The organism is Kitasatospora sp. NPDC091276 (assembly GCF_040684355.1).
Classification (GTDB): Bacteria; Actinomycetota; Actinomycetes; order Streptomycetales; family Streptomycetaceae; genus Kitasatospora.
The window spans coordinates 224535-246806 of record NZ_JBFBFU010000010.1; the positions used below are offsets into that span (position 1 = coordinate 224535).

At 71.5% G+C, this 22272-nt stretch carries 16 protein-coding genes and 1 pseudogene; 11 read left to right on the plus strand and 6 right to left on the minus strand.

Features of this window, described 5'->3' with window-relative positions; genetic code table 11:
* Positions 1–122: 122 nt before the first annotated feature.
* The 3 genes from AB0O19_RS15345 to AB0O19_RS15355 all read right to left on the minus strand — a co-directional run bounded on the left by AB0O19_RS15345 (position 123) and on the right by AB0O19_RS15355 (position 3824).
* Positions 123–1154, minus strand: coding sequence for an ABC transporter permease (locus tag AB0O19_RS15345; protein ID WP_363619833.1), 1032 nt, complete (start codon positions 1152–1154; stop codon positions 123–125).
* Positions 1138–2694: a sugar ABC transporter ATP-binding protein gene (locus AB0O19_RS15350; RefSeq protein WP_363619835.1), complete on the minus strand. Its 1557-nt coding sequence runs from the start codon at positions 2692–2694 to the stop codon at positions 1138–1140. The genes AB0O19_RS15345 and AB0O19_RS15350 overlap by 17 nt, the downstream gene beginning before the upstream one ends.
* Before the next feature lie 83 nt (positions 2695–2777).
* Positions 2778–3824 (minus strand): sugar ABC transporter substrate-binding protein, encoded by a 1047-nt coding sequence (locus tag AB0O19_RS15355; RefSeq protein WP_363619837.1) that lies wholly within the window; start codon positions 3822–3824, stop codon positions 2778–2780.
* 518 nt (positions 3825–4342) lie between these two features.
* Here AB0O19_RS15355 and AB0O19_RS15360 point away from each other — a divergent pair.
* The 11 genes and pseudogenes from AB0O19_RS15360 to AB0O19_RS15410 form a co-directional block, all read left to right on the plus strand.
* Positions 4343–5194, plus strand: coding sequence for a fumarylacetoacetate hydrolase family protein (locus tag AB0O19_RS15360; protein WP_363619839.1), 852 nt, complete (start codon positions 4343–4345; stop codon positions 5192–5194).
* A gap of 11 nt (positions 5195–5205) precedes the next feature.
* Positions 5206–6546 (plus strand): L-fuconate dehydratase, encoded by a 1341-nt coding sequence (locus tag AB0O19_RS15365; RefSeq protein WP_363619841.1) that lies wholly within the window; start codon positions 5206–5208, stop codon positions 6544–6546.
* Positions 6543–7304 (plus strand): SDR family oxidoreductase, encoded by a 762-nt coding sequence (locus AB0O19_RS15370; protein WP_363619843.1) that lies wholly within the window; start codon positions 6543–6545, stop codon positions 7302–7304. The genes AB0O19_RS15365 and AB0O19_RS15370 overlap by 4 nt, the downstream gene beginning before the upstream one ends.
* Positions 7301–8299: an aldo/keto reductase gene (locus AB0O19_RS15375; protein ID WP_363619845.1), complete on the plus strand. Its 999-nt coding sequence runs from the start codon at positions 7301–7303 to the stop codon at positions 8297–8299. Before AB0O19_RS15370 ends, AB0O19_RS15375 begins: the two co-directional genes overlap by 4 nt.
* On the plus strand, positions 8299–9039 hold the full coding sequence (locus AB0O19_RS15380; RefSeq protein WP_363619847.1) for a (Fe-S)-binding protein: 741 nt from the start codon (positions 8299–8301) through the stop codon (positions 9037–9039). The genes AB0O19_RS15375 and AB0O19_RS15380 overlap by 1 nt, the downstream gene beginning before the upstream one ends.
* Positions 9036–10487 (plus strand): LutB/LldF family L-lactate oxidation iron-sulfur protein, encoded by a 1452-nt coding sequence (locus AB0O19_RS15385; protein WP_363619849.1) that lies wholly within the window; start codon positions 9036–9038, stop codon positions 10485–10487. The genes AB0O19_RS15380 and AB0O19_RS15385 overlap by 4 nt, the downstream gene beginning before the upstream one ends.
* Positions 10484–11137, plus strand: a complete 654-nt coding sequence (locus tag AB0O19_RS15390) for an LUD domain-containing protein (protein ID WP_363619851.1) — start codon at positions 10484–10486, stop codon at positions 11135–11137. Before AB0O19_RS15385 ends, AB0O19_RS15390 begins: the two co-directional genes overlap by 4 nt.
* Positions 11134–11445: an L-rhamnose mutarotase gene (locus AB0O19_RS15395; RefSeq protein ID WP_363581227.1), complete on the plus strand. Its 312-nt coding sequence runs from the start codon at positions 11134–11136 to the stop codon at positions 11443–11445. Before AB0O19_RS15390 ends, AB0O19_RS15395 begins: the two co-directional genes overlap by 4 nt.
* Positions 11442–12335 (plus strand): amidohydrolase family protein, encoded by an 894-nt coding sequence (locus AB0O19_RS15400; protein WP_363619853.1) that lies wholly within the window; start codon positions 11442–11444, stop codon positions 12333–12335. Before AB0O19_RS15395 ends, AB0O19_RS15400 begins: the two co-directional genes overlap by 4 nt.
* Before the next feature lie 78 nt (positions 12336–12413).
* On the plus strand, positions 12414–13109 hold the full coding sequence (locus AB0O19_RS15405) for a FadR/GntR family transcriptional regulator (protein WP_363581231.1): 696 nt from the start codon (positions 12414–12416) through the stop codon (positions 13107–13109).
* Between the two features lie 186 nt (positions 13110–13295).
* Positions 13296–13982 (plus strand): annotated as a pseudogene (locus AB0O19_RS15410) (cation:dicarboxylase symporter family transporter); the annotation flags it as partial.
* Positions 13983–14126: 144 nt separating this feature from the next.
* On the opposite strand, the gene AB0O19_RS15415 reads toward AB0O19_RS15410, so the two are convergent.
* From AB0O19_RS15415 to AB0O19_RS15425, 3 genes are all read right to left on the minus strand, one after another.
* Positions 14127–14255: a hypothetical protein gene (locus AB0O19_RS15415; RefSeq protein ID WP_363619855.1), complete on the minus strand. Its 129-nt coding sequence runs from the start codon at positions 14253–14255 to the stop codon at positions 14127–14129.
* Positions 14256–14638: 383 nt separating this feature from the next.
* The gene (locus AB0O19_RS15420) at positions 14639–15115 is read right to left on the minus strand and encodes a DUF1877 family protein (protein WP_363619856.1); all 477 of its coding nucleotides are present in this window, start codon (positions 15113–15115) and stop codon (positions 14639–14641) included.
* A 163-nt stretch (positions 15116–15278) separates the two neighbouring features.
* Positions 15279–21998 carry an RHS repeat-associated core domain-containing protein gene (locus AB0O19_RS15425; RefSeq protein ID WP_363619858.1) on the minus strand — a complete coding sequence of 2240 codons (6720 nt, stop codon included), beginning with the start codon at positions 21996–21998 and terminating at the stop codon, positions 15279–15281.
* Positions 21999–22272: the final 274 nt, after the last annotated feature.

Here is a 22272-nt window from a genome sequence, read left to right on the forward strand (position 1 = left end):
TGCGTGCGGGCATGGGAGTGCTGATCGGTCGAGGGGGCGGGGCAGGGGAGGCCGAAGCGGCGCGACCGGTTCCCGCGGAGCTGGTCGCGCCGCTTCGGTGGCTCTCGGGCCGGGGGACCCCGTCACTCCTGCTTCTCGCCCGAGGCGAAGCGGGAGATGATCAGCGCGACGATGATGATCGCGCCGTTGAGGAACTGGTTCCACAGCGGCGGCACGCCCGCGAGGGTCATGACGTTGACCACGAGCTGGAGGGTCAGCACACCGGTCAGGGCGCCGAAGAGGGTGCCGCGGCCGCCGTTGAGGCTGACTCCGCCGATGACGGTGGCGGCGAAGACCTGGAAGATCCACCCGTTGCCCTGGTCGGCGGAGATGGAGCCGTAGTGGCCGGTGTAGAGGACGCCGGCGAAGGCGGCCAGCAGGCCGCCGAGGATCAGCACGATCCAGGTGATCCGGTCGACCCGGATGCCGGCGGCGCGGGCGGCCTCGGAGTTGCCGCCGATCGCGTACAGGGCGCGGCCGTGGCGGAGCCAGGCGAGGGCACAGCCGCCGGCCAGGAAGAGCAGGGCGCAGATCCAGATCGCCGCGGGGACGCCGAGCCAGCTGGTGCTGCCGAGGTAGGTGAAGGAGCCGGGCAGGTTGACGATCGACTGGCCCTGGGAGATCGCGACCTGGAGGCCGCGGAGCAGGGTGAGCGCGCCGAGGGTGACGATGAAGCCGTTGAGGCGCAGCTTGAGGATCAGGAACCCGTTGATCGCCCCGATCAGCGCGCCGACGGCCAGGCACAGCGGGATGGCCGTCCAGGAGGGCAGGAGCCCGAGGCCGTTGAAGCGCGCGCCGTGGTCGGGGAGGACCAGCCAGACGGCGATGACGGGGGCCACGCCGATCGTGGATTCCAGGGACAGGTCCATCCGGCCGACGATCAGGATCAGCGCCTCGGCCAGTACCAGCAGGCTCAGTTCGGTGGCCTGCTGGCCGACGCCCAGGAGGTTGTCGGCGGTGAGGAAGGCGGGTGAGACGACGAAGCCGATGACGCCGAGGACGAGCAGGACCGGTACGAGCGACAGGTCGCGGTAGCGGGCGAGGTCGAGGCGCCGGCCGGCCGGTGCGGTGCCGGCGGTGGCCGCGCGCGGGCTGACCTCAGTGGTGGGAGACATTGCGTTCCTTCGTGTCGGTCGGGCCGGACATGCCCTCCATGGCTGCGACCAGCTGTTCGTCGCTCCAGCCGTGCTCGAACTCGGCGACGACGCGGCCGTGGAACATGGCCAGGACGCGGTCGCAGACCCGCAGGTCGTCGAGTTCGTCGGACACGATCAGAGCGCTCCTCCCGGCGTCGGCGACCTCGCGGACGGTGCCGAGCAGGGACTCCTTGGACTTGACGTCGACGCCGTTGGTGGGCCGGATGGCCACCAGGACGTGCGGCTCGGTGGCCAGGGCCCGCGCGATGACCACCTTCTGCTGGTTGCCGCCGGACAGCGCGGACACCGGGGCCGAGGGGCCGGGTGTCTTGATGTCGAGGTCGCCGATCATCCGTTCGGCGAAGGCCCGGGTACGGGAGGGCAGCACCGTGCCGAAGGGCCCGAGCTGGTCGGTGACGGTCAGGGTGGCGTTCTCGGCGACACTGCGCTGCGGGATGAGGCCCTGGACGTGCCGGTCCTCGGGCACGAACCCGATGCCGGCCGCGAGAGCGGCGGGAACGCGCCCGGTGCGCACCGGGCGGCCCGCGACGGTGATCGTGCCGGCCTGCGGGCGGTGCAGACCGGCGATGGTCTCGCCGAGCCGGACGTTGCCGCTGGCGGCCGCGCCGGCCAGGCCCACGACCTCGCCGGCGTGCGCGGTCAGGGAGAAGTCCTGGTAGGCGCCGGCCAGGCTCAGGCCCGAGACGTTCAGCAGCGGGGCACCGTCGGGGCGCGTCCGGCCGGTCACCGACCAGGCGGGCCCGCTGTCCCGGGAGCTCTCGCCGGTCATCGCCTCCACCAGGGCCTGCTGGTCGAGTTCGGCGACTGGCGCGGTGATGATGTGCCGGGCGTCGCGGTAGACCGTGACGGTGGTGCAGAGGTCGTAGACCTCCTGCAGGTGATGGGAGATGAACAGGAAGGCGACGCCCTGTTCCTGCAGTGAGCGCAGCTTGTCGAAGAGCCGCTCGATGCCGCGGGCGTCGAGCTTGGCGGTGGGCTCGTCCAGGATGATGAAGCGGGCCCCGAAGGACAGCGCCCGGGCGATCTCGACGAACTGGCGCTGCTCGACACTCAGGTCCTCGGCGCGCGCGGTCGGGGCGACGTCCACTCCGTACTCGGCGAGCAGCTCGGTTGCGCGGCCGCGCAGTTGCTTCCAGCTGATCGGGCGCAGGGCGCCTTTGCTCTGCCTGTCCAGGAAGAGGTTCTCGGCGACGGTCAGCGCGGGGATGATGGTGGAGCGCTGGTAGACGCAGGCGACCCTGGACCGCCAGGCGTCGGTGTCACCGGGGGCCGGGGCCTGCTCACCGTCGAAGCGCAGGGTGCCGGTGTCGGGGTTCTGCAGGCCGGTGAGGATCGACACGAGCGTGGACTTGCCCGCGCCGTTGCGGCCTACCAGGGCGTGCGACTCGCCGGGCGCGACCGAGATGCGGGCGTCGCTGAGGGCGACGGTGGCGCCGAAGCGCTTGCTGATCCCGTCGGCCTCGACGACGGGGCCCCGGACGGGGCTGGGGTCCGCCATGGCGGGGACGTCCTTTCCGCAGGATCCGTGCGTGGCGGCCCGGGAAGGGGGGCCCGGGCCGCCACGCACGAGGGGTCGGTGGGCTACTTGCCTACGCCGTTGCCCCAGAGGGACTTGTCGTCGACGTTCTCCTTGGTGACCAGGGGAGCGGGGAGCTGGTCCTCCAGGCCGTTGGGCAGGGAGATGATGGTCGACTGGTGGTCGGTGGCACCGGGTTGGAAGGTCTTGCCCTCGGCCGCGGCCTGCGCGTAGTACAGCGCGTACTTGGCGTAGAGGTCGGCGGGCTGGGAGACGGTCGCGTCGATGTCGCCCTTGCGGATCGCGTCGAACTCCTGCGGGATGCCGTCGTTGGAGACGATGGCGATGTGGCCGGGCTGGCCGGCGGGCTTGAGCAGGCCCTTCTGCTGGAGCAGGGCGATGGTGGGCTGCAGGAAGACACCGCCGGCCTGGAGGTAGACGCCGCCCAGGTCCGGGTTGGCGGTGAGGGTGGACTGGAGCTTGGCGGAGGCGACGTCGCCCTTCCAGTCGGTGGCCAGCTCGATCACCTGGATGTCGGGGAACTTCTCCTTCATGCAGGCGGCGAAGGCCTCGGAGCGGTCGCGGCCGTTGACGGAGCTCAGCGCGCCCTGGAGTTCGGCGACCTTGCCCTTGCCGCCGAGCTGCTGGCCGAGGAACTCACAGGCCTTGGTGCCGTACGCCTTGTTGTCGGCGCGCACCACCATGTAGACGTTCCCCTTGTCGGGGCGGGTGTCGATGCTGACCACGGGGATCTTCTTGGCGGTCAGCTGGTCGAGGGTGGAGGCGATCGCGCCGGTGTCCTGCGGGGCCATGACGACGGCCTTGGCGCCGGTGTTCTGGAAGACCTGGACGTTGGCGACCAGCTTGGTGACGTCGTTCTGCGAGTTGCTCACCGGCAGGGTGTTGAGGCCCTGGGCGGAGGCGTCCTGCTTGATGTACTGCGCGTAGGAGTTCCAGAAGTCGGAGTCCGCACGCGGCAGGTCGATCCCGAGCGCCGGCTTGCCGCCGGCGGCGGAGTCCGTCGTGCTGCCGCGGTTGCAGGCCGTGGCGGCCCCCGCCAGGACGACTACGGCGGCGGCCGTGGCCGCGATTCTGGAGGAGCGAGGCTTCATGGTGCTGATCTCCTTGGCTGGGATGTCCGGGCTCCCCTGCGAGGGTGGGGAGCCGGTGTGGCGGGAGGCGGAGAGGCCTGTCCCCCCCCGGGAGGTGAAGCGGGGGTGGTTGAGCCGGACCTCCCCTCCCGGCCGTCATCCAGGAGGGAGGCCATGGATGCGGCGGGTCGTGGCAGGCGCGCTGGATCGTGCTTCCCGCAGTCATCGGATGGCTTGCGATCACGAGGACCATACGAGCTTGGCACGTGACTGACAATAGGGAAACCTCGGGCGAATCTCAACCGTAACGTCCGGGCCCCCATGTCGGATGATAACGAGCTGTCATCTCCTGTCTGAGCTGGAGATTTGATGAACAGTTAGGAGATGTTCGGCTCCTGACCCCGGCGGGCGCCGACAGACATCGGAGGACTTCTTGCGGTGCGTGGCCGACGCTCGTATGGTCAGGGCGTCGAGAATTCATCCGATGTGTCGGCCCGGTGAAGAACCCCGGCCCGCAGACCTATGACAGGAGCCATGGCATGAAGCTCATGCGGATCGGACCGGCGGGAGAAGAGGCTCCGGCAGCCCTCGGCGACGACGGCCGGGTCTTCGCGCTCTCGGGCCTGACCGGTGACATCGACGGGGCGTTCCTCGCCTCGGACGGGATCGACCGCGTTCGCGCCGCCCTGGCCGCCGGAGGGCTCCCTGCGATCGACCCGGTCGGCCTGCGGATCGGCGCCCCCGTCGCCCGGCCGGGCAAGGTCGTCTGCATCGGCCTCAACTACCGCGACCACGCCGAGGAGACCGGCGCTGCCGTCCCCGCCCGGCCGGTGGTCTTCATGAAGGACCCGTCCGCCGTGGTCGGTCCCTGTGACCAGGTGCTGATCCCGCGCGGCTCGGCCAAGACCGACTGGGAGGTCGAACTCGCGGTCGTGATCGGCCGCGAGGCCCGCTACCTGGACTCGCCCCGACAGGCCCTCGCCCATGTCGCGGGCTACGCGATCAGCAACGACGTGTCCGAGCGGGAGTTCCAGCTCGAGTACTCCGGGCAGTGGGACCTCGGCAAGTCCTGTGAGACCTTCAACCCGCTCGGCCCCTGGCTGGTCACCCCGGACGAGGCCGGCGACGTGCAGGCCCTCGGCCTTCGTCTGGCCGTCAACGGCGAGCAGCGGCAGAGCGGCAGCACCGAGAACATGATCTTCGACGTCCCGTACCTGGTCTGGTACCTCAGCCAGTACATGGTGCTGCGGCCCGGAGACGTCATCAACACCGGCACCCCGGCCGGCGTGGCCCTGGGGCTGCCCGGCACCCCCTACCTGCGCGCGGGCGACACCGTCGAACTGGCCATCGACGGCCTCGGCACCCAGCGCCAGACCTTCTCCAACGCCTGAAAGGCACCACGTTGTCCGCAACCACAGCGCGGATCACCGCCGTCGACACCTACGACATCCGCTTCCCCACCTCGCGGGAGCTGGACGGGTCCGACGCCATGAATCCCGACCCCGACTACTCCGCCGCCTACGTCGTCCTGCGCGCCTCCGCGGGCGGCCACGAGGGCCACGGGTTCACCTTCACCATCGGTCGCGGCAACGACGTCCAGGTCGCCGCCATCGACGCGCTGCGCCCGCACGTCGTCGGACGGTCCGTCGCCCAGCTGTGCGCCGACCCCGGTTCCCTGTACCGCGACCTGATCGGTGACAGCCAGCTGCGCTGGCTCGGACCCGAGAAGGGCGTGATGCACATGGCGATCGGAGCCGTCGTCAACGCCGTCTGGGACCTCGCCGCCAAGCGTGAGGGCAAGCCGCTGTGGCAGTTGCTGGCCGACGCCGACCCCGCATGGCTGGTGTCCCAGGTCGACTTCCGCTACATCGCCGACGCGCTGACGCCCGATGAGGCCCTCGAACTGCTGCGCAAGGGCAGACAGGGCGCACCCGGGCGGGCCGCCGAACTCCTGCGCCGCGGCTACCCCGCCTACACCACCTCGCCCGGCTGGCTCGGCTACAGCGACGAGAAGCTCACCCGCCTCGCCAAGGAGGCGGTGGCCGACGGCTTCACCCAGATCAAGCTGAAGGTCGGCGCCGACCTGGAGGACGACATCCGCCGCTGCCGCGCCGCCCGCGAGGCCGTCGGTCCGGACATCCGGATGGCGATCGACGCCAACCAGCGCTGGAACGTCGCCGAGGCGATCGAGTGGACGAACCAGCTCGCCGAGTTCGACCCCTACTGGATCGAGGAGCCGACCAGCCCGGACGACGTGCTCGGCCACGCCGCCGTCCGGCGCGGTGTCCACCCCGTCAAGGTCGCCACCGGCGAGCACGTGCAGAACCGCATCGTCTTCAAACAGCTGCTCCAGGCCGGCGCCATCGACGTCCTCCAACTGGACTCGGCCCGGGTGGCCGGCGTGAACGAGAACCTCGCCATCCTGCTGCTCGCCGCCAGGTTCGGCGTCCCCGTGTGCCCGCACGCCGGCGGCGTGGGCCTGTGCGAACTCGTCCAGCACCTGTCGATGTTCGACTACGTCGCGCTCTCCGGCACCACCGAGGACCGCGTCATCGAGTACGTCGACCACCTCCACCAGCACTTCCTCGACCCCGTGGTCATCGACGGCGGCCGCTACCGGGCACCCACCGTGCCCGGGTTCTCCGCCACCATGCACCAGGCCGCCATCGACACCTACACCTACCCCGACGGCACGTTCTGGGCAGCCGACCTGGCCGGCGGCGACAAGGAGGAGCGCTCATGACGACCGACCTCGACGGGCTCACCGCCCTGGTCACCGGCGGTGCCTCCGGCATCGGACTGGCCACCGCCCGGTTGCTCGGCGCACGCGGAGCGGACGTCGCCGTCCTCGACCTCGACCCGAGCGGCGTCCGCGCCCCGCTGCGCGGCTTCACCGCCGACGTCGCCGATGACCGCTCCGTACGCGAGGCCGTCCAGGCGGCGGCCGAGGCGCTCGGCGGGATCGACATCCTGGTCAACAACGCCGGCATCGGCGCCGCCGGAACCGTGGAGGACAACTCGGACGAGCAGTGGCACCACGTCCTGGACGTCAACGTGCTCGGCATCGTCCGCACCACCCGCGCCGCCCTGCCCCACCTGCGCCGCTCCGCCTCCGCCTCGGTGGTCAACACCTGCTCCATCGCCGCCACGGCCGGACTGCCCCAGCGCGCGCTGTACTCGGCGAGCAAGGGCGCCGTCCACTCGCTCACCCTGGCCATGGCAGCCGACCACGTCCGCGAAGGCATCCGGGTCAACTGCGTCAACCCGGGCACCGTCGACACCCCGTGGGTCGGCCGGCTGCTCGACGCGGCCGACGACCCGGCCGCCGAGCGCTCCGCACTGAACGCCCGCCAGCCCACCGGCCGGCTGGTCACCGCCGAGGAGGTCGCCGCCGCCATCGCCTACCTCGCCTCCCCGGCCGCCGCCAGCGTCACGGGCACCGCGCTCGCCGTCGACGGCGGCATGGCCGGCCTGCGCCTGCGACCGGAGCCACGCCCGTGAAGCCGCGCCACCACCCCCTCGGCCGCAGCAGGGCCCAGGTGACCGAACTCGCCTTCGGCGCCGCCGGCATCGGCAACCTGTTCACCCCGGTCACCGACGAGCAGGCCGAACAGGCCGTCACCGCCGCCTGGGAGTGCGGCGTACGGTACTTCGACACCGCCCCGCACTACGGCCTGGGCCTGTCCGAGCGGCGGCTCGGCGCCGCCCTGCGCGCGTTCCCCCGGAACCAGTACACGATCTCCACAAAGGTCGGACGCCTGCTGGAACCGGCCCCCTCCGGCGACGGCGACGACCTGGCCGACGGCTTCGCCGTGCCCGCCACCCACCACCGCGTCTGGGACTTCAGCGCCCGGGGCGTGCGCCGCTCCATCGAGGACAGCCTGGACCGGCTCGGCCTCGACCGGATCGACATCGCGTACCTGCACGACCCCGACGACCACGTCGAACAGGCACTCGCCGAGGCCTACCCGGAACTCGAACGCCTGCGCGCCGAAGGCGTCCTGGGAGCGATCGGCGTCGGCATGAACCTGGCCGGACTGCCCGCCCGGTTCATCCGCGAGACCGACCTCGACGCCGTCCTGCTCGCCGGCCGCTACAGCCTCCTCGACCAGCAGGGCCTTGCGGAACTGCTGCCCCTGGCCCACCGGCGCGGCGTCGGCGTCGTGATCGGCGGCGTCTTCAACTCCGGCCTGCTCGCCGACCCGCGGCCCGGCGCCACCTTCGACTACACCGCGGCCCCCGCAGACCTGCTCACCAGGGCCACCGACCTCAAGGCCGTCTGCGAGCGGCACGGCGTCCCGCTGCGCGCCGCCGCCCTGAAGTTCCCGTTCGGGCATCCGGCGGTGGCGAGCGTGCTGGTCGGCACCCGCAGCGCCGGCGAGGCCCGGGACGCCGCCGCCATGCTCGACCACCCCGTTCCGGCGGCGCTCTGGGCCGAGCTCAAGCACCGCGGACTGCTGCCCGCGGACGTCCCGACCCCCGGGGAGGTGGGCTGATGCGCATCGCCCTGTTCATCACCTGCTTCAACGACACCCTCTTCCCCGACACCGGCCGCGCGGTGGTGACGGTGCTGGAGCGGCTCGGCCACCGTGTCGAGTTCCCCCAGGAACAGACATGCTGCGGCCAGATGCACTTCAACACCGGCTACCGCCCCGACGCCGTCCCGCTGGTGACCCGCTTCGCCCGGGCCTTCGCCGACTACGACGCCGTGGTCACGCCGTCCGCCTCCTGCGCCGGGATGGTCCGTGACAACCACCCGCTGCTCGCCGAACGGCACGGCACCGCCTCGCTCCTCCGGCAGGTCACCGAACTGGTGCCCCGGGTGCACGAGTTCACCGAGTTCCTGACCGACGTGCTCGGCGTCACGGACGTCGGTGCCCGCTTCCCGCACCGGGTCGCCTACCACCCCACCTGCCACTCCCTGCGCGGCCTGCATCTCGGCGACCGCCCGGACCGGCTGCTGCGCGCCGTCGAGGACATCGACCTGGTCGACCTGCCCGCAGCCGACTCCTGCTGCGGCTTCGGCGGCACCTTCGCCGTGAAGAACGCCGACACCTCCGCCGCGATGCTCGCCGACAAGAACGCCGCCGTCCTGGACAGCGGAGCCGAGGTCCTGTGCGCCGCCGACAACTCCTGCCTGATGCACATCGGCGGCGGACTGTCCCGCCGGGGCGCGACCGTGCGGACCCTGCACCTGGCCGAGATCCTCGCCGCCACCGAAGGAACCGCACGATGAGCAAGCCCGGCGGCCGTGGCGTCGTCTGGCTCGGTTCCCCGTCCTTTCCCGACGCCGCCCGCGAGGCGCTCGGCAACACCCGGCTGCGCGCCAATCTGAAACGCGCCACCACCACCATCCGCGACAAGCGGCTGGCCGTCGCCTCCGAGTTGGACGACTGGGAGCACCTGAGGGACGCCGCCGCCGCGATCAAGAGCCGCACCTCACGCCACCTCGACCGCTACCTCGTCCAGCTGGAGGCCGCCGTCACCGCCGCGGGCGGCACCGTGCACTGGGCCTCGGACGCCGCCGAGGCCAACCGCATCGTCACCGAACTCGTGCGGGCCACCGGCGAACGCGAGGTCGTGAAGATCAAGTCCATGGCGACCCAGGAGATCGGCCTCAACGAGGCCCTCGCCGAAGCCGGCATCACCGCCTACGAGACGGACCTCGCCGAACTCATCGTCCAGCTCGGCGACGACCGCCCGTCCCACATCCTCGTCCCCGCGATCCACCGCAACCGGACCGAGATCCGCGACCTCTTCCTCGCCGAAATGGCCCACTGGGGGAAGCCCGCACCGGAGAACCTCGGCGACGACCCGCGCGAACTCGCCGAAGCCGCCCGCCTGCACCTGAGGGAGAAGTTCCTCACCGCCAAGGTGGCCGTCTCGGGCGCCAACTTCGCCGTCGCCGACACCGGCACGGTCGTCGTCGTGGAGTCCGAGGGCAACGGCCGGATGTGCCTCACCCTGCCCGAAACCCTCATCACCGTCATGGGCATCGAGAAGACCGTCCCGACCTGGCAGGACCTGGAGGTCTTCCTCCAGTTGCTGCCCCGCTCCTCCACCGGTGAGCGGATGAACCCCTACACCTCCACCTGGACCGGCACCACCGACGGCGACGGCCCCAGGGAGTTCCACCTGGTGCTGCTCGACAACGGCCGCACCGACACCCTCGCCGACGAGGTCGGGCGGCAGGTACTCGGCTGCATCCGCTGCTCGGCCTGCCTCAACGTCTGCCCCGTCTTCGAGCGCACCGGCGGCCACGCCTACGGCTCGGTCTACCCAGGACCGATCGGCGCCGTCCTCACCCCGCAACTGGTCGGCGTGGAGAACGCGGCGTCCCTGCCGTTCGCCTCCACCCTGTGCGGCGCCTGCTACGACGCCTGCCCGGTGAAGATCAACATCCCGGAGGTGCTGGCCCACCTGCGGGCCAAGGCCGTCGAGAGCAGGCCGCGGGGAGCCGAGGCGCTGGTCATGAAGGCCGCTGCCACCGTCCTCGATTCCCCGCGCCTGCTCTCCGTGGCCCAGAAGGCCGTCGCGCTCGGCGGCAGGGCCCTCGCCAGGGAGGGGCGGATCGGCCGGCTGCCGGGCCCGCTGCACGGCTGGTCCGACACCCGCGACACCCCCGCACCTCCGGCGGAGTCCTTCCGCACCTGGTGGCGCAAGAACAGGGAAGGTGAACGATGAGCAGCCGTGAGGCGGTTCTCGGCCGCATCCGGGCGGCGCTCGCCGACGTCCCCGCCGAAGAACGGCCCGACGACGTCCCCGTACCCCGGACCTACCGCCGCACCCACACCGAGCCGGGCGAGGACACCGTCGCCCTGTTCGCCGAGCGGGTCGCCGACCACCGCGCGGACGTCACCCGCACCGACCAGGCGGGCCTGCCGGCCGCCATCGCCGCCGCGCTCACCGCAGCCGGGGCGAGCAACCTGGCACTGCCCAGCGGCTTTCCCGTCGAGCTGCTGCCGCCCGGCGACTGGCAGTGGCACCCGGAACCGCTGGACGTCCAGGCCCTGAACGCCCTGGACGGCGCCTGCACCCTCGCCGCCGCCGGCATCGCCGTCACCGGGACCATCGTCCTCGACACCGGCCCGGGCCAGGGCCGCCGCGCCCTCACCCTCGTCCCCGACTACCATCTGTGCGTCATCCGCGCCGGACAGATCGCCGCCGACGTCCCCGACGCCCTCGCCCGCCTCGACCCCGCGCTGCCGCTGACCTTCATCTCGGGCCCTTCTGCCACCAGCGACATCGAACTCGACCGCGTCGAGGGCGTGCACGGCCCCCGCACCCTGCACGTCGTCATCGTCGACCACCCCACCCACCCGGAGCAGCCATGAGAGTCGCCCTGCACACCCGCCTCCGCCCGGACCGGATCGCCGAGTACGAGGCCGCCCACCGGGACGTGCCCGCCGAACTCGTCGCAGCCATCCGGGCTGCCGGCGCCACCTCGTGGACGATCTGGCGCAGCGGTTGCGAGCTGTTCCACCTGCTGGAGTGCGAGGACTACGCCCGGCTCCTCGCCGAACTGGAGCACCTCCCGGCCAACACCGCCTGGCAGGAGAGGATGGGCGAACTGCTCGACATCAGCCACGACTACTCGAACGCCGGCGCCGGGGCCGGGCTCCCGGCCGTGTGGGAACTGTGACCGCACGTCAGATCGTCGACGCGCACCACCACGTCTGGGACCTCGGCACGCGGCCGCAGCCCTGGATCAGCGGCGAGGCCCTCGCTCCCCTGGCCCGCTCCTTCACCGCCGCCGACCTCGCCCCCGAAGCCGCGGCGGCCGGAGTGGTCGCCACGGTCGTCGTGCAGACCGTCTGCGTCCCCGAGGAGACCCCCGAACTGCTGGCGCTGGCCGACGGCAGCGACCTGATCGCCGGCGTCGTCGGCTGGACCGACCTCACCGCCCCCGGCGTTGCCGACGCGATCGCCGCCCTGCGCGAACTCCCCGGCGGGGAACGGCTGGTGGGCATCAGGCACCAGGTCCAGGAGGAGCCCGACCCCGAGTGGCTGCTGCGCCCCGACGTCCAGCGCGGCCTGCTCGCCGTCGCCGAGGCCGGTCTCGCCTACGACCTCGTCGTCAAGCCGCACCAGCTGCCCGCCGCCGCCCTCGCGGCCGCCCGGCACACCGGCCTGACGTTCGTCCTCGACCACCTCGGCAAGCCCCCGATCGCCGACGGCGCGCTCGACCCCTGGGCAGCGGACCTGCGCCGCCTGGCCGCGCTGCCCAACACCGTGGGAAAGCTTTCCGGCCTGGTGACCGAGGCCGCCCCCGGCCGGTGGCGGACGGCGGACCTCAGGCCCTACGCCGACACCGCCCTGGAGGCCTTCGGCCCGGAACGGCTCCTCTTCGGTTCCGACTGGCCGGTGTGCACCCTGGAGGCCGGCTACGCCGAGGTCGCCCGGATCACCCGGCACCTCGCGGACGGGCTCAGCGCGGGGGAGGAGGACGCGGTGTTCCGGCACAACGCGGTCCGCGTGTACGGGCTCGGCGCCCCGCGCCGGCCCGCGGAGGGACGTGCCGGATGGTCTTGACCGGTCGCGATCAAGGCCAGCTCCGGGTGGGTGCCGGGGAGACTATGCTGCAGGGATCAGGACCAGGGAGGCATCGGCGTGCCAGTCACCGACTCGGCGATCGAGAAGATCAAAGCCATGATCGTCAGTGGTGAGCTGCGCCCCGGTTCGCGACTCCCCAAGGAGGCCGACCTGGCCGAGCGGCTCGGTCTGTCGCGCAACTCCCTGCGTGAGGCGGTGAAGGCTCTCTCGCTCATCCGGGTGCTCGACGTACGCCAGGGAGACGGCACGTACGTGACGAGTCTGGAGCCCAACCTGCTGTTGGACGCGCTGGGCTTCGTCGTCGACTTCCACCAGGACGACTCGGTGCTGGAGTTCCTGGAGGTCCGCCGCATCCTGGAGCCCGCCGCCGCGGCCATGGCCGCCCGAGTGATGCCGGACGAGGACATCGCCGCGCTCGGAGAGGTCCTGGAGAGCCTGCGTGACGACGCCCCCCTGCAAGAGCTGATCGACAACGACCTGGAGTTCCACCACAGGATCGCGGCCGGTTCGGGCAACACCGTCCTGTGCTCGCTCGTCGACGGCCTGTCCGGCCCGACCGCCCGGGCGAGGATCTGGCGCGGGCTGACCGAGGAAGGCGCGGTCGAGCGGACCCGCCAGCAGCACCGCGCCATCCTCGACGCCATCGCCCACCGCCGCCCCGACGTCGCGCACGCCTGGGCGACGGTGCACGTGGCAGGCGTCGAGCAGTGGCTGCGGGACACCCTCGGCGCAGCCGGATCCTCGCTCGGCTGACCCGGGGCGGGTGCTTCAAGGGGCGAACGCGATCCTGTCCGTGCAGATGTCCAGCCGCCGCTTCCTGCCCCTCGGAACCACCGTCACCGCCGACGGATATCTGTTCGACGGGCTGCCGGGGGAGGAGGACTGTCATCGACTCGCGTCCGCCGGCCATCGGCCCCTGGGGTGGTACCCGCAGGGACGCTCGTCGGGCTGTTCTACGGCACCTCGCTCTTCTTCGTCGTCGTCGTCCTCGGCGGCGTCACGGCCCTGCTCGGGATCAACATCTTCCGGCTGCTGCGCCACCTGCGCGAGGAGTTCCTGGTCGTGCTGGGCACGTCCTCCTCCGAGAGCGCGCTGCCGCGGCTGATGGCCAAGCTCGAAGGGCTCGGCGTGCGCCGCGACATCGTCGGGCTGACCGTGCCGACGGGCTACTCCTTCAACCTCGACGGCAGCTCCATCTACCTCTCCCTGGCCGCCGTCTACATCGCGCAGGCCACCGACACCCCGCTCAGCCTCGGCCAGCAACTCGGCCTCCTCGCCGTCATGATCCTCACCTCGAAGGGATCCGGCGGAGTCACCGGCGCCGGGTTCATCGCCCTGGCCGCAACCCTCTCCACCGCCGGCACCGTGCCCGCGGCCGGCCTGATGCTGATCCTCGGCATCGACAAGTTCATGTCCGAGTGCCGCGCGCTGACCAACCTCGCCGGCAACGGCGTGGCCACCCTCGTCGTCGCGCGCTGGGAACACGCCCTGGACACCGCACGCGTCAACCGGATCCTGCGCACGGGAACACCCGAGCCCCAGGTGTGCATTTGCCGGAGCCCGGTTACACCTGGGCCGCGATGCCGCCGGCGATCCGCAGCAGGGCGATCTCCTCGGGCGTCTTGACGGAGATCTTGCCGTAGTCGACGTCATGGCTCATGGAATAACTCCGGGATCGTCAGAATTCTTGGAGCTCCGAGGTGTTCGGCGTCCCGGGGTCGAGTATTCCGGTCGCTCGGCGGCAGGGCCAACGAAACAAATTCGACGACATCATGAGCCGAATTCGACGGACTGGTGTGCCCGTTGCGCCGCAGGAACGCCGCCGGCGCGCTTGGCCGGGTTGCGGCGCAGCCGCCACGAGCGGACGGCGGCGTCGAGCGCGTTGCGCAGCGTGGCCACGACCGGTTCGAGGGCCCGACGACGTACGGCCGTTCGACGATGCGGTTGGAGATCCCCTACGGCCCATGGGGGGCGATGACCACCGCCTACGAGGGCGAGGTCCACGGCTTCGGTCACGTGTTCGCGGTCATCCACCTGCCCCGGCCCGGCCCCGCATGCTCCCGGCGCCCCCGCCGTCGTTCAGGTGGCGAGGCCGAGGCCGAGGCCTGGGCCAGGGTCCGGGCCTTCTGCTTGAGTCGTTCGTAGGGGGTGGCACAGGACCGCCGGGCGCCGTTGGGCCTGGCGGTCCTGCTGCCGTTGCGGCGAAGGGGGCATCGCGGGTCTCCGTCATGGTCGGAGACCTGTGCGTGACCGGCGTCCGCCAGTTCCATGGCTGGGGCGGGTCAGAGATAGACGTTCTTCAGCACGCCCTGGCCGGACTCGGCGGCTTGCCGGAAGAACGCGGTGAGCTCCGCCATCCGGTAGAGCATCTCGTCCAGCAGCCCGGGCGGCAGTTCGCCGTTGACGTTCTCGGCGAGCACCTCGCCGATCCGGGTGCGCAGGACGTCCTGGTCCAGCGCCGAGAGTGCGGCGGAGGCGGTGGCGGTGCGCTCCGGGGTGACGAAGACCAGCGTGGTCTCGTCCTCGGGGAACTCCTTCAGCAGGTCCCCGCCGGTGACGACCTCGGCGAGGTCGGCCCCGGGGCAGCGGCGCAGGGACTTGTCCAGGAAGAGCCACGACTCCTCCAGCTCGCAGAGCTCGCCGCTCTCCTCGCCCTCGCGGTACTGCTCGATGGAGAGCCGGCTGGGGAAGCGCGCCAGCACGTCGTCGGGGTCGAGGAGAGTGACGTCACGGTCGACCCGTCGCATCAGGAGGTTCATGCTTGTCCGTTCATTTCGTGCTGTTCATGCGGTTCATACGGTTCATACGGTTCGTGCGGTTCGTTCGGTGCGGGCGTCCTGCCGCATGCTACGAGGTGTGCCCGGGTGGTGTCGGCCCGGGGGCGGGCCACCGGCGTGCCGGTGGCCCGCCCCCGCCGCCCGCCTACTCGGTGGCGGCGCCGCCGGTGGCGACGGTGGCGAGGAAGCCGACGACGAGCATGGTGCTGTACTCCACCGTCTGCATGCTGGGGTGCGGGATGTTGAAGCTGAGGTCGGGCCAGCTGAGGCTGGGCGCGGGCGGGTCGAGGACCGTCCCCTGGGGCTCCGGGTTCGGGTTCGGGGCCGGGCCGGGGGACGGGTTGGGGACGGGGTGGGCGTTCGGCGCCGGTACCGGGTTGGGTACGGGCTTCGGCTGGAGCTCCAGCGGCCCCTTGGGGGTTTCGTAGATCTTGTAGGCGAGGACGCCCTGGCTCACGGTCGAGGACCTGGCCACGACGAACTCCGAGGGCCGGTAGGGGTTGAGGCCGGCGAAGGAGCCCAGGTCGAACCCGGCTTCGACGTCCCGGTGGTCACCGGCGGCCTCCAGTTTCATCTTGAGGTACTTGACGTAGTTGGCGACCTCCTTCCCGCCGTCCTTCTCCGCCGGGCCGCCCCCGTTCTTGGTGTCCCAGACGTAGACCTTGCTGTCCGTCCAGTAGATGAGGTCGGCCTTGCCGTTGACCTTCAGGTTGCCCGCGTTCTTTCCCTTGGCGGCACCGGGGATGTAGTTCTCGGAGTCGATCCCCTTCCCGATGTACGAGAGGTCGGTGGTGACCTTGCCGCCCCCGTGCGGCTGCGACATCCGCAGCTTCAGTGCGTAGCCCTCGGTGACGAAGTCATGGGCCGGGGTGTACTTGGTGGCGACCTCGTTCTTGAACGACCAGACCTCCGAGATCACCCGCTCGATGAGCTTGGGCAGGGCGTTGAACCAGTTCAGGCCGGTCGGGTCGGTCTTGTTGACCGGGTCGTTGTCGGAGTAGGCGTAGCCGTTCCACTGCTGCGGCACGTCGAGCTTGAGCAGTGGATCGGGGTTGAGGAACCGGCCGGTGGACGGCTGGTACTCGCGTGCCCCGAGGTTCACCAGCCCGGTGGCCGGATCCAGTTCGCCGCCGACGAAGGCCCGTGCGCCCAGCCAGCTGCCCGGCGCGGGCTGGGTGCCGCGCTGGTTGCCGAAGGGGTCGGTCGGCCGGCGGACGACCGCCTGGCCGGGGTCGGTGCCGATCTGGACGCCGGCGGTGCCGTGCGGGTCGGAGGCCTGGTAGACCAGGACGCCCCCGCCGGTGGTGGCGGTGAGCCGGGTGATCGTCAGACCGCCGGGCGAGGGGTAGTAGCGGACGTCGGACATGGCCTTGGTGCCGGTGTCGAGCGTGAGCTCGTCCATCCCCAGCAGCAGCGTGGTCGACCCCCGGTTGTAGCGGAGCAGCAGGTTGCCGTCCGCGTCGTAGAGGTAGGTCGCGCCGTTGGCCGAGCCCTTCTGGGCCGGGGTCACCGCGGCGAGCTTGCCCTCGCCGGTCCAGGCCAGGTTCGCGGTCCCGGCGGGGCCGGAGATCCCGGTGGTGTTGCCGGACTTGTCGTACTGGTAGGAGGTGGTGGACGTCCCGGTGCTCGGCGAGCCGCTGGTGGCGGAGAGCAGGGCGTGCGGACCGCCGGTGCCGGTGTTGGGCTGGCCCTGGGCGCCGAAGGTCTGCGTCGTGGTGAGGTCGTTGGCGGTGTTGCCGGTGACGTCGTGCTGCACCAGCTGGGTGCGGTTGCCGGTGGCGTCGTACCCGTAGGACTGCCAGTACGGGGCCGGGCCGCCGACGCTCGGCGAACCGCCGTTCACCGCCGGGCCGTTGGCGTTGGCGCAGCCGCCGATGCCGGGCACCGAGGTGGCTCCGCCGGAGCCGTAGCCGGTGCCGGAGGAGTCGCTCCACGCCCCGGTGGGCTTGGTGGTGACGGCGCCGGTGTCGGTCCACGCCTGGGTCAGTCGGCCCAGGTAGTCGTAGCTGAAGCACTGGCGGTCGCTCGCCGAGGCGTTCTGCAGGTCGGTGACCGAGGTGAGCTTGCCGGCCGGGTTGTAGGTGTAGGTGGTCTGGTCGAGCGAGGTGGTGCCGACCTGGCGGTCCAGGAACGAGGACACCACGTGGCCGGTGGCCACGTCGTAGACCTGGGTGGAGACGACCTGGGTGCCGTAGTCGCCCAGCGTGGTGCGCACGGTGTTGCCGAACGCGTCGTACTGGACGTCGTGGACCAGGGTGTCGTTGCCCGCGGTGTTCTGCAGGTTGCCTGCGGTGTCGTAGACGTTGGTGACGGTCTCGGCGGGCAGGCCGCCGAGCGCCGGCAGGGTGGTGGTCGCCAGCGTGCCCAGGACGTTGTTGTAGGTGTTGCCGGTGGTGTAGGTGCCGCCCAGCGCGCCCTCGGCGGAGGGGACGGTGACCGTCGTGCCCTGCGGGCGGTAGGCGGTGTCGTAGCCGGTCACCGCCTTGGTGTAGGCGGTGCCGCCGGCGCCGCCGACGTAGCGGGTCGAGCCGGTGGGCTTGCCCTTGGCCAGTGTGTCGTAGCTCCAGGAGGCCAGCTGGTTGGCGGGCGCCACCGGGCCGTTGTAGCTGCCGGTCTTGCGGCCCAGCAGGTCGTAGGTGTAGGAGAGGGTGTTGCCGACGGCGTCGGTGGTGTGGTCCACCCGCGAGTTGACGTCGTAGGAGGTGTGGGTGGTGCCGGTGTCCGGGTCCGTCGCGGTGGTCTGGCGACCCATCAGGTCATAGCCGTAGGACCAGGTGTTGCCCGCCGAGTCGGTCCGCGTCGCGGGCTGGCCGCCCGGCGTGTAGCCGTAGCCGGTGACGTCCGCGTCGGCGGCGTTGCCGGTCGGGGTCGGGCCGCGGTACTGCCACAGCGCGCTGACGTGCTTGCGCGCGTCGGTGAACGTGGAGGTGGCCGTGCCGCCCTGGGGCGGGACGACGTCGGTGCGGTCCACCCCCGGGTAGCTGGTGGTCGTCGACCACTGCGGCTGCGCGTAGGAGACGAACGCCGAGGTGGTGACCCGGCCCTGGCCGTCGTAGCTCAGCCAGGTCTGGGACGGGACCTGCGCGTCCTGCGGGACGAAGACGGTGCCGTTCGGGAAGGTGCTCTTCTCGTAGTACGGCGCGGACTTCTTGATCGCCCAGCCGTGCGAGTCGTAGACGGTGTCGGTGATCAGCCGGCCGGTGGCGGCGGTCGGCGAGGTGGCCTGGGTCTGACGCAGCCGGCCGATGCCGTCGTACAGCTCGGTCTTGTAGGAGTAGGTGTTGTCCTCGCGCAGTGCCTGGCTGGTCACGACCGAGGGCCCGGTGAGGCCGTTGACCGCGTAGGAGTACTTGTAGGTCGGGTTGCCCTTGACCGGCTGCTGCGGCAGCCAGACGGCGGTCTGCCGCCCGAGGCCGTCGTACTGCTGCGTGGTGACCCGGCCGTTGACGTCGGTGGAGGTCAACGGCAGCCCGCGGCCCGGGTCCTGGACCACGGTGGTGCTCCAGGCGGTGCCCATCGGGCCGGTCGAGGTGACCGTGGTCGGCAGCGCGCCGGTCGCCGGGGAGTAGGCGACCGTCGTGGTGGCCGCCGGAGCCGCCGGGTCGGGGCCGGAGAGCTGGTTGCCCCGGTCGTCGTAGCTGGAGCCGTCGTTCGCGCTGGAGGAGGCCGGTCGCCCGTAGACGTCGAAGCCGGAGTGGCCCGCGTTGACGAACACTGGCTTGCCGGCGGCGTCGTAGTGGTCCAGCTGCTGCGCGCCGGTGGGCTCCGCCAGCACGCCCGCCTGGCCGAACGGCAGGTTGTCGTAGAGGGTGCGGACGTCGGTGACCACGGTGGCCGCCGTCGCCGGGGTGCCGCAGGGGCCGGTGACCGCCCGCTTCTCGCTCGACAGGTTCAGCAGCATCGGGTTGGCGCTGCTGACGGCGTAGGAGGTGGTGGTGCAGATCTCGGGGGTGCCGGCGGCGCCGTCGCCCTGGTCGTCGACCTGGATCTCCCGGTTGCCCTGCGCGGGGTCGGAGGTGGAGATCTTCGTCTGGGTCCGCCAGCCGCCGCCGGAGAGCTTCTCCTTGGTGACGGCGGTGACCTGGGAGGCCGGGTAGCGGGCGATCAGGTCGGGCAGGCCGTCGGACTGCTTGTGGGTGGCGGTGGTCTGCTGGCCGTTGGTGGTGCTGCCGGTGAGCGAGACCACCGAGCCGCCGGCCTGGTCGTAGACCTGGGTGGAGAGCTTGCCGCCGGCCAGCCAGTCGGCGTCGGTGACCTGGTCGCCCAGCGGGCTGGTGACGGTCACGCTCCGCTTGGTGCCGTCGGACTTGACGTCGCCGTCCATGCCCCGCAGGTAGGTGACCGTCTGCTGGGTCCTGGGCGCCTCCCCGGTGTAGCCGCTGCCGGTCACGGTGTCGACCGACTGGTAGCCGCGGAAGGAGTCCCAGGTGCGGGTCTTGGGGTCGATGTGCTCGGAGTCGTTGCGGTGCCAGGCGGCGCCGCCGTGGTAGCTGTAGGCGATCGCGGAGATCACAGAACCGGTGACGGCGTCCTGCTCGCTGACCGAGGTGACCAGGTACTTGTTGAACCAGTCGTTGACCGGGGTGGTCGACGAGGAACCGGGCAGGTACCACTTGACCGGGCGGCAGGCCATGGTGTTGCCGTCCTCGGACGGCGGCATGGTGTTGTTGACCCGGGAGCACTCCGGCTGGCTGTACCGGACGTCGATCTGGCCGCCGGTCTCGCCGGTGATCTGCTGGATGCGCGGCCGGTTGAAGATCGGCGCGGCCGGCACCAGGCCGTCCACCCGGTTCGGCAGCTCCCGGGCCGTGAAGGTCACGGCGGGGGTCGTCACGTTCGCCTGGCCGTTGGAGCCGGTGCGCTGGACCGAGGCCAGCCACAGCGTGGGCTTGGTGCCGTCGCCCGGGTCGGGGAAGGAGTGGGTCAGCGCCCAGCTGTCCACGGTGCGGTAGGCCGAACCGGCCAGCACCTGCGTGGTGATGCCGGTCAGCCGCTTGGTGCTGTAGAAGGACGGGCCGTTGCCGGTGCAGGCCGACGATCCGTCACAGGCCTGGTCCAGCGGGACGTCCGGCCAGGAGGCGGCGTTGGCGGTGGTGCGCTGCGCCTCGGCGCAGGTGATGGTGCCCGAGGGCAGGCAGCGCTCGGCGGTCGAGAAGAGCACCTGGGCGGCGGGCTGCTTCGAGCCGTGCGCCGCGACCTGCTCCGGCAGGCGCTGGCCCCAGGCGATCTGGCGCGGGTAGCCGCCGCGCACGTACGCGGTCGCGGTGCCCTTGCCGTTGTTCTGGCCGCCGCCGCGGTTGTAGCTGTTGGTCTCGGTCGCGTAGGAGTAGCTGACCAGGTTCTGGTGGGTGTCCACCACGTAGTCGAGGTTCCAGCGCCACCCCATGGTGCACCAGGAGCCCTGGCCCGCGGCGGAGTTGCACGGGTCGCCGGCGTTCGGCGCGTAGACCGGCTCGCCCCAGGCGGAGTTGCTGGCCGGGTCGGTGCCGTCGCCGCCCGGCAGGTGGTTCTGGCCGAACCAGTACTGGGTGCCGTCACCCGTGGTGATCCGCCAGTACTCGCCGTTGTTGAGGCCGTTGGGCGCGCCCGTCAGCTGCTCGACCTTGGTGCCGTCGTCGCCCTGGAGGCGCCAGGCGCCGGTGGCGTCGTCGCGGACCAGGACGCCGGTGTGGCCGGCCAGCGAGACGCTGGCGTTCTGCCCGCCCCAGCAGAGGTCGCGCGAGTTCGCGATCCCGGCGTTGGCACAGGACTTGTAGGAGCGCTCGACGAAACCGGGCGCGTAGTTCCAGCCGTCACCGATCCAGGAGGCCTGCGCGTTGGTGGACGAGGTCAGCCCGTCCACCGTGGCGGAGTCGTAGGAGAGCGCGACCGTCGGGGGCTTGGCACCCAGCCCGGCCGGCAGCTGGATCGGGTACGTGTAGGTGAAGTTGCCCAGGTTGGATCCTCCGCTCCAGGCCATCGAGGGCGAGAGCGAGGTGGCGGCGTACGAGCCGCCGGCCCCGGCGGAGTCGGTGGTGGCGGCCAGCACCATCGGCGCGGCGCCGGCGGCGGAGGCCCGGACGACGCCCGGTCCCTCGCGCAGCGAGGCCTGGACGACGGCCCCGGCGTGCGCGGGTGCGGCGGCGGGGGCGGTCGCGGTGGGGCCCCGGGGGAGTGCGACGTCGGCGGTGAGCTTGCCGGCGGTCGTGTCCGTGGTGGTGGGGACCGGCGTCTGGGTGCGGCACTCGGGCAGGTCCGGAGTGGTCAGCGCGCAGGCCGGGAGGGCGACGAGCCGGGTGCGGTCGACGGACAGCCCCTGGCCGAGGGCCTTGAGGTCGACGTCGACGGTCACCTTGCGGTCGCCGGTGGAGCCGGTGGCGTCGGGGGCCGCGCCCTCGGTCAGCGAGATCAGCGGACCGTTCACCCCGGCCGCCGTGCCCTTGGCCGGGGCGACGACCTGCACCGTCACCGGGTGTGCGGTGCCGGGGTCGTCGGCGGTGGGCGACAGGGCCACCGGGAGGTCGCCGGCCCGGACCGGCGTGCGTCCGCCGGAGGCCGCCGCGGACCCGCCGGTGGCGCGCTGGGCCGCCCGGGCCTCGGGGGAGTCGGCCCCGATGGTGACCTCGGCGGTACCGGTCGGTGTCGCGGTGGCGGCGGGCCGCCATTCGTCGGGCACTGGGAACGCCGGTGCCTTGGGTGTTCCGGGGCCCTGGTCCTTCCCGGAAACGGAGTTCGTCTGCGCACCCAGGGGGGTGTGCGGGGGTATCCAGGTCTTGCCGTGCGGCCGGTGTGCCGCCCAGGCCTCGGTGGGGGGTGCGCTGAGCAGCGTGACCGCCACGACCAGCACCGACAGCAGCCCCAGCCAGGGGTGGTCCTGTCTCATCATCCAGCGCCCGAACCGTATTCGGGCACGCCAAACACCCACGTGACTCTCCAAGTGAGATCCGTATCGAATGATTGATCACGAATGAGATCGAGTGATCGTCCAGGACCCTAGGGGCGTGACGGAGGGTCAAGCTAAACGAGCCTCATCGAGCCCTCATATTTTGCCGAGCATTTACCTGGGCGCGGGCGACAAAGCGGACAACTGCACACAAGATCACATGCGGTTTGACCTGCGGCTTTTCACTCGCGATCGTTCATCCTCGATCGCCCGCACG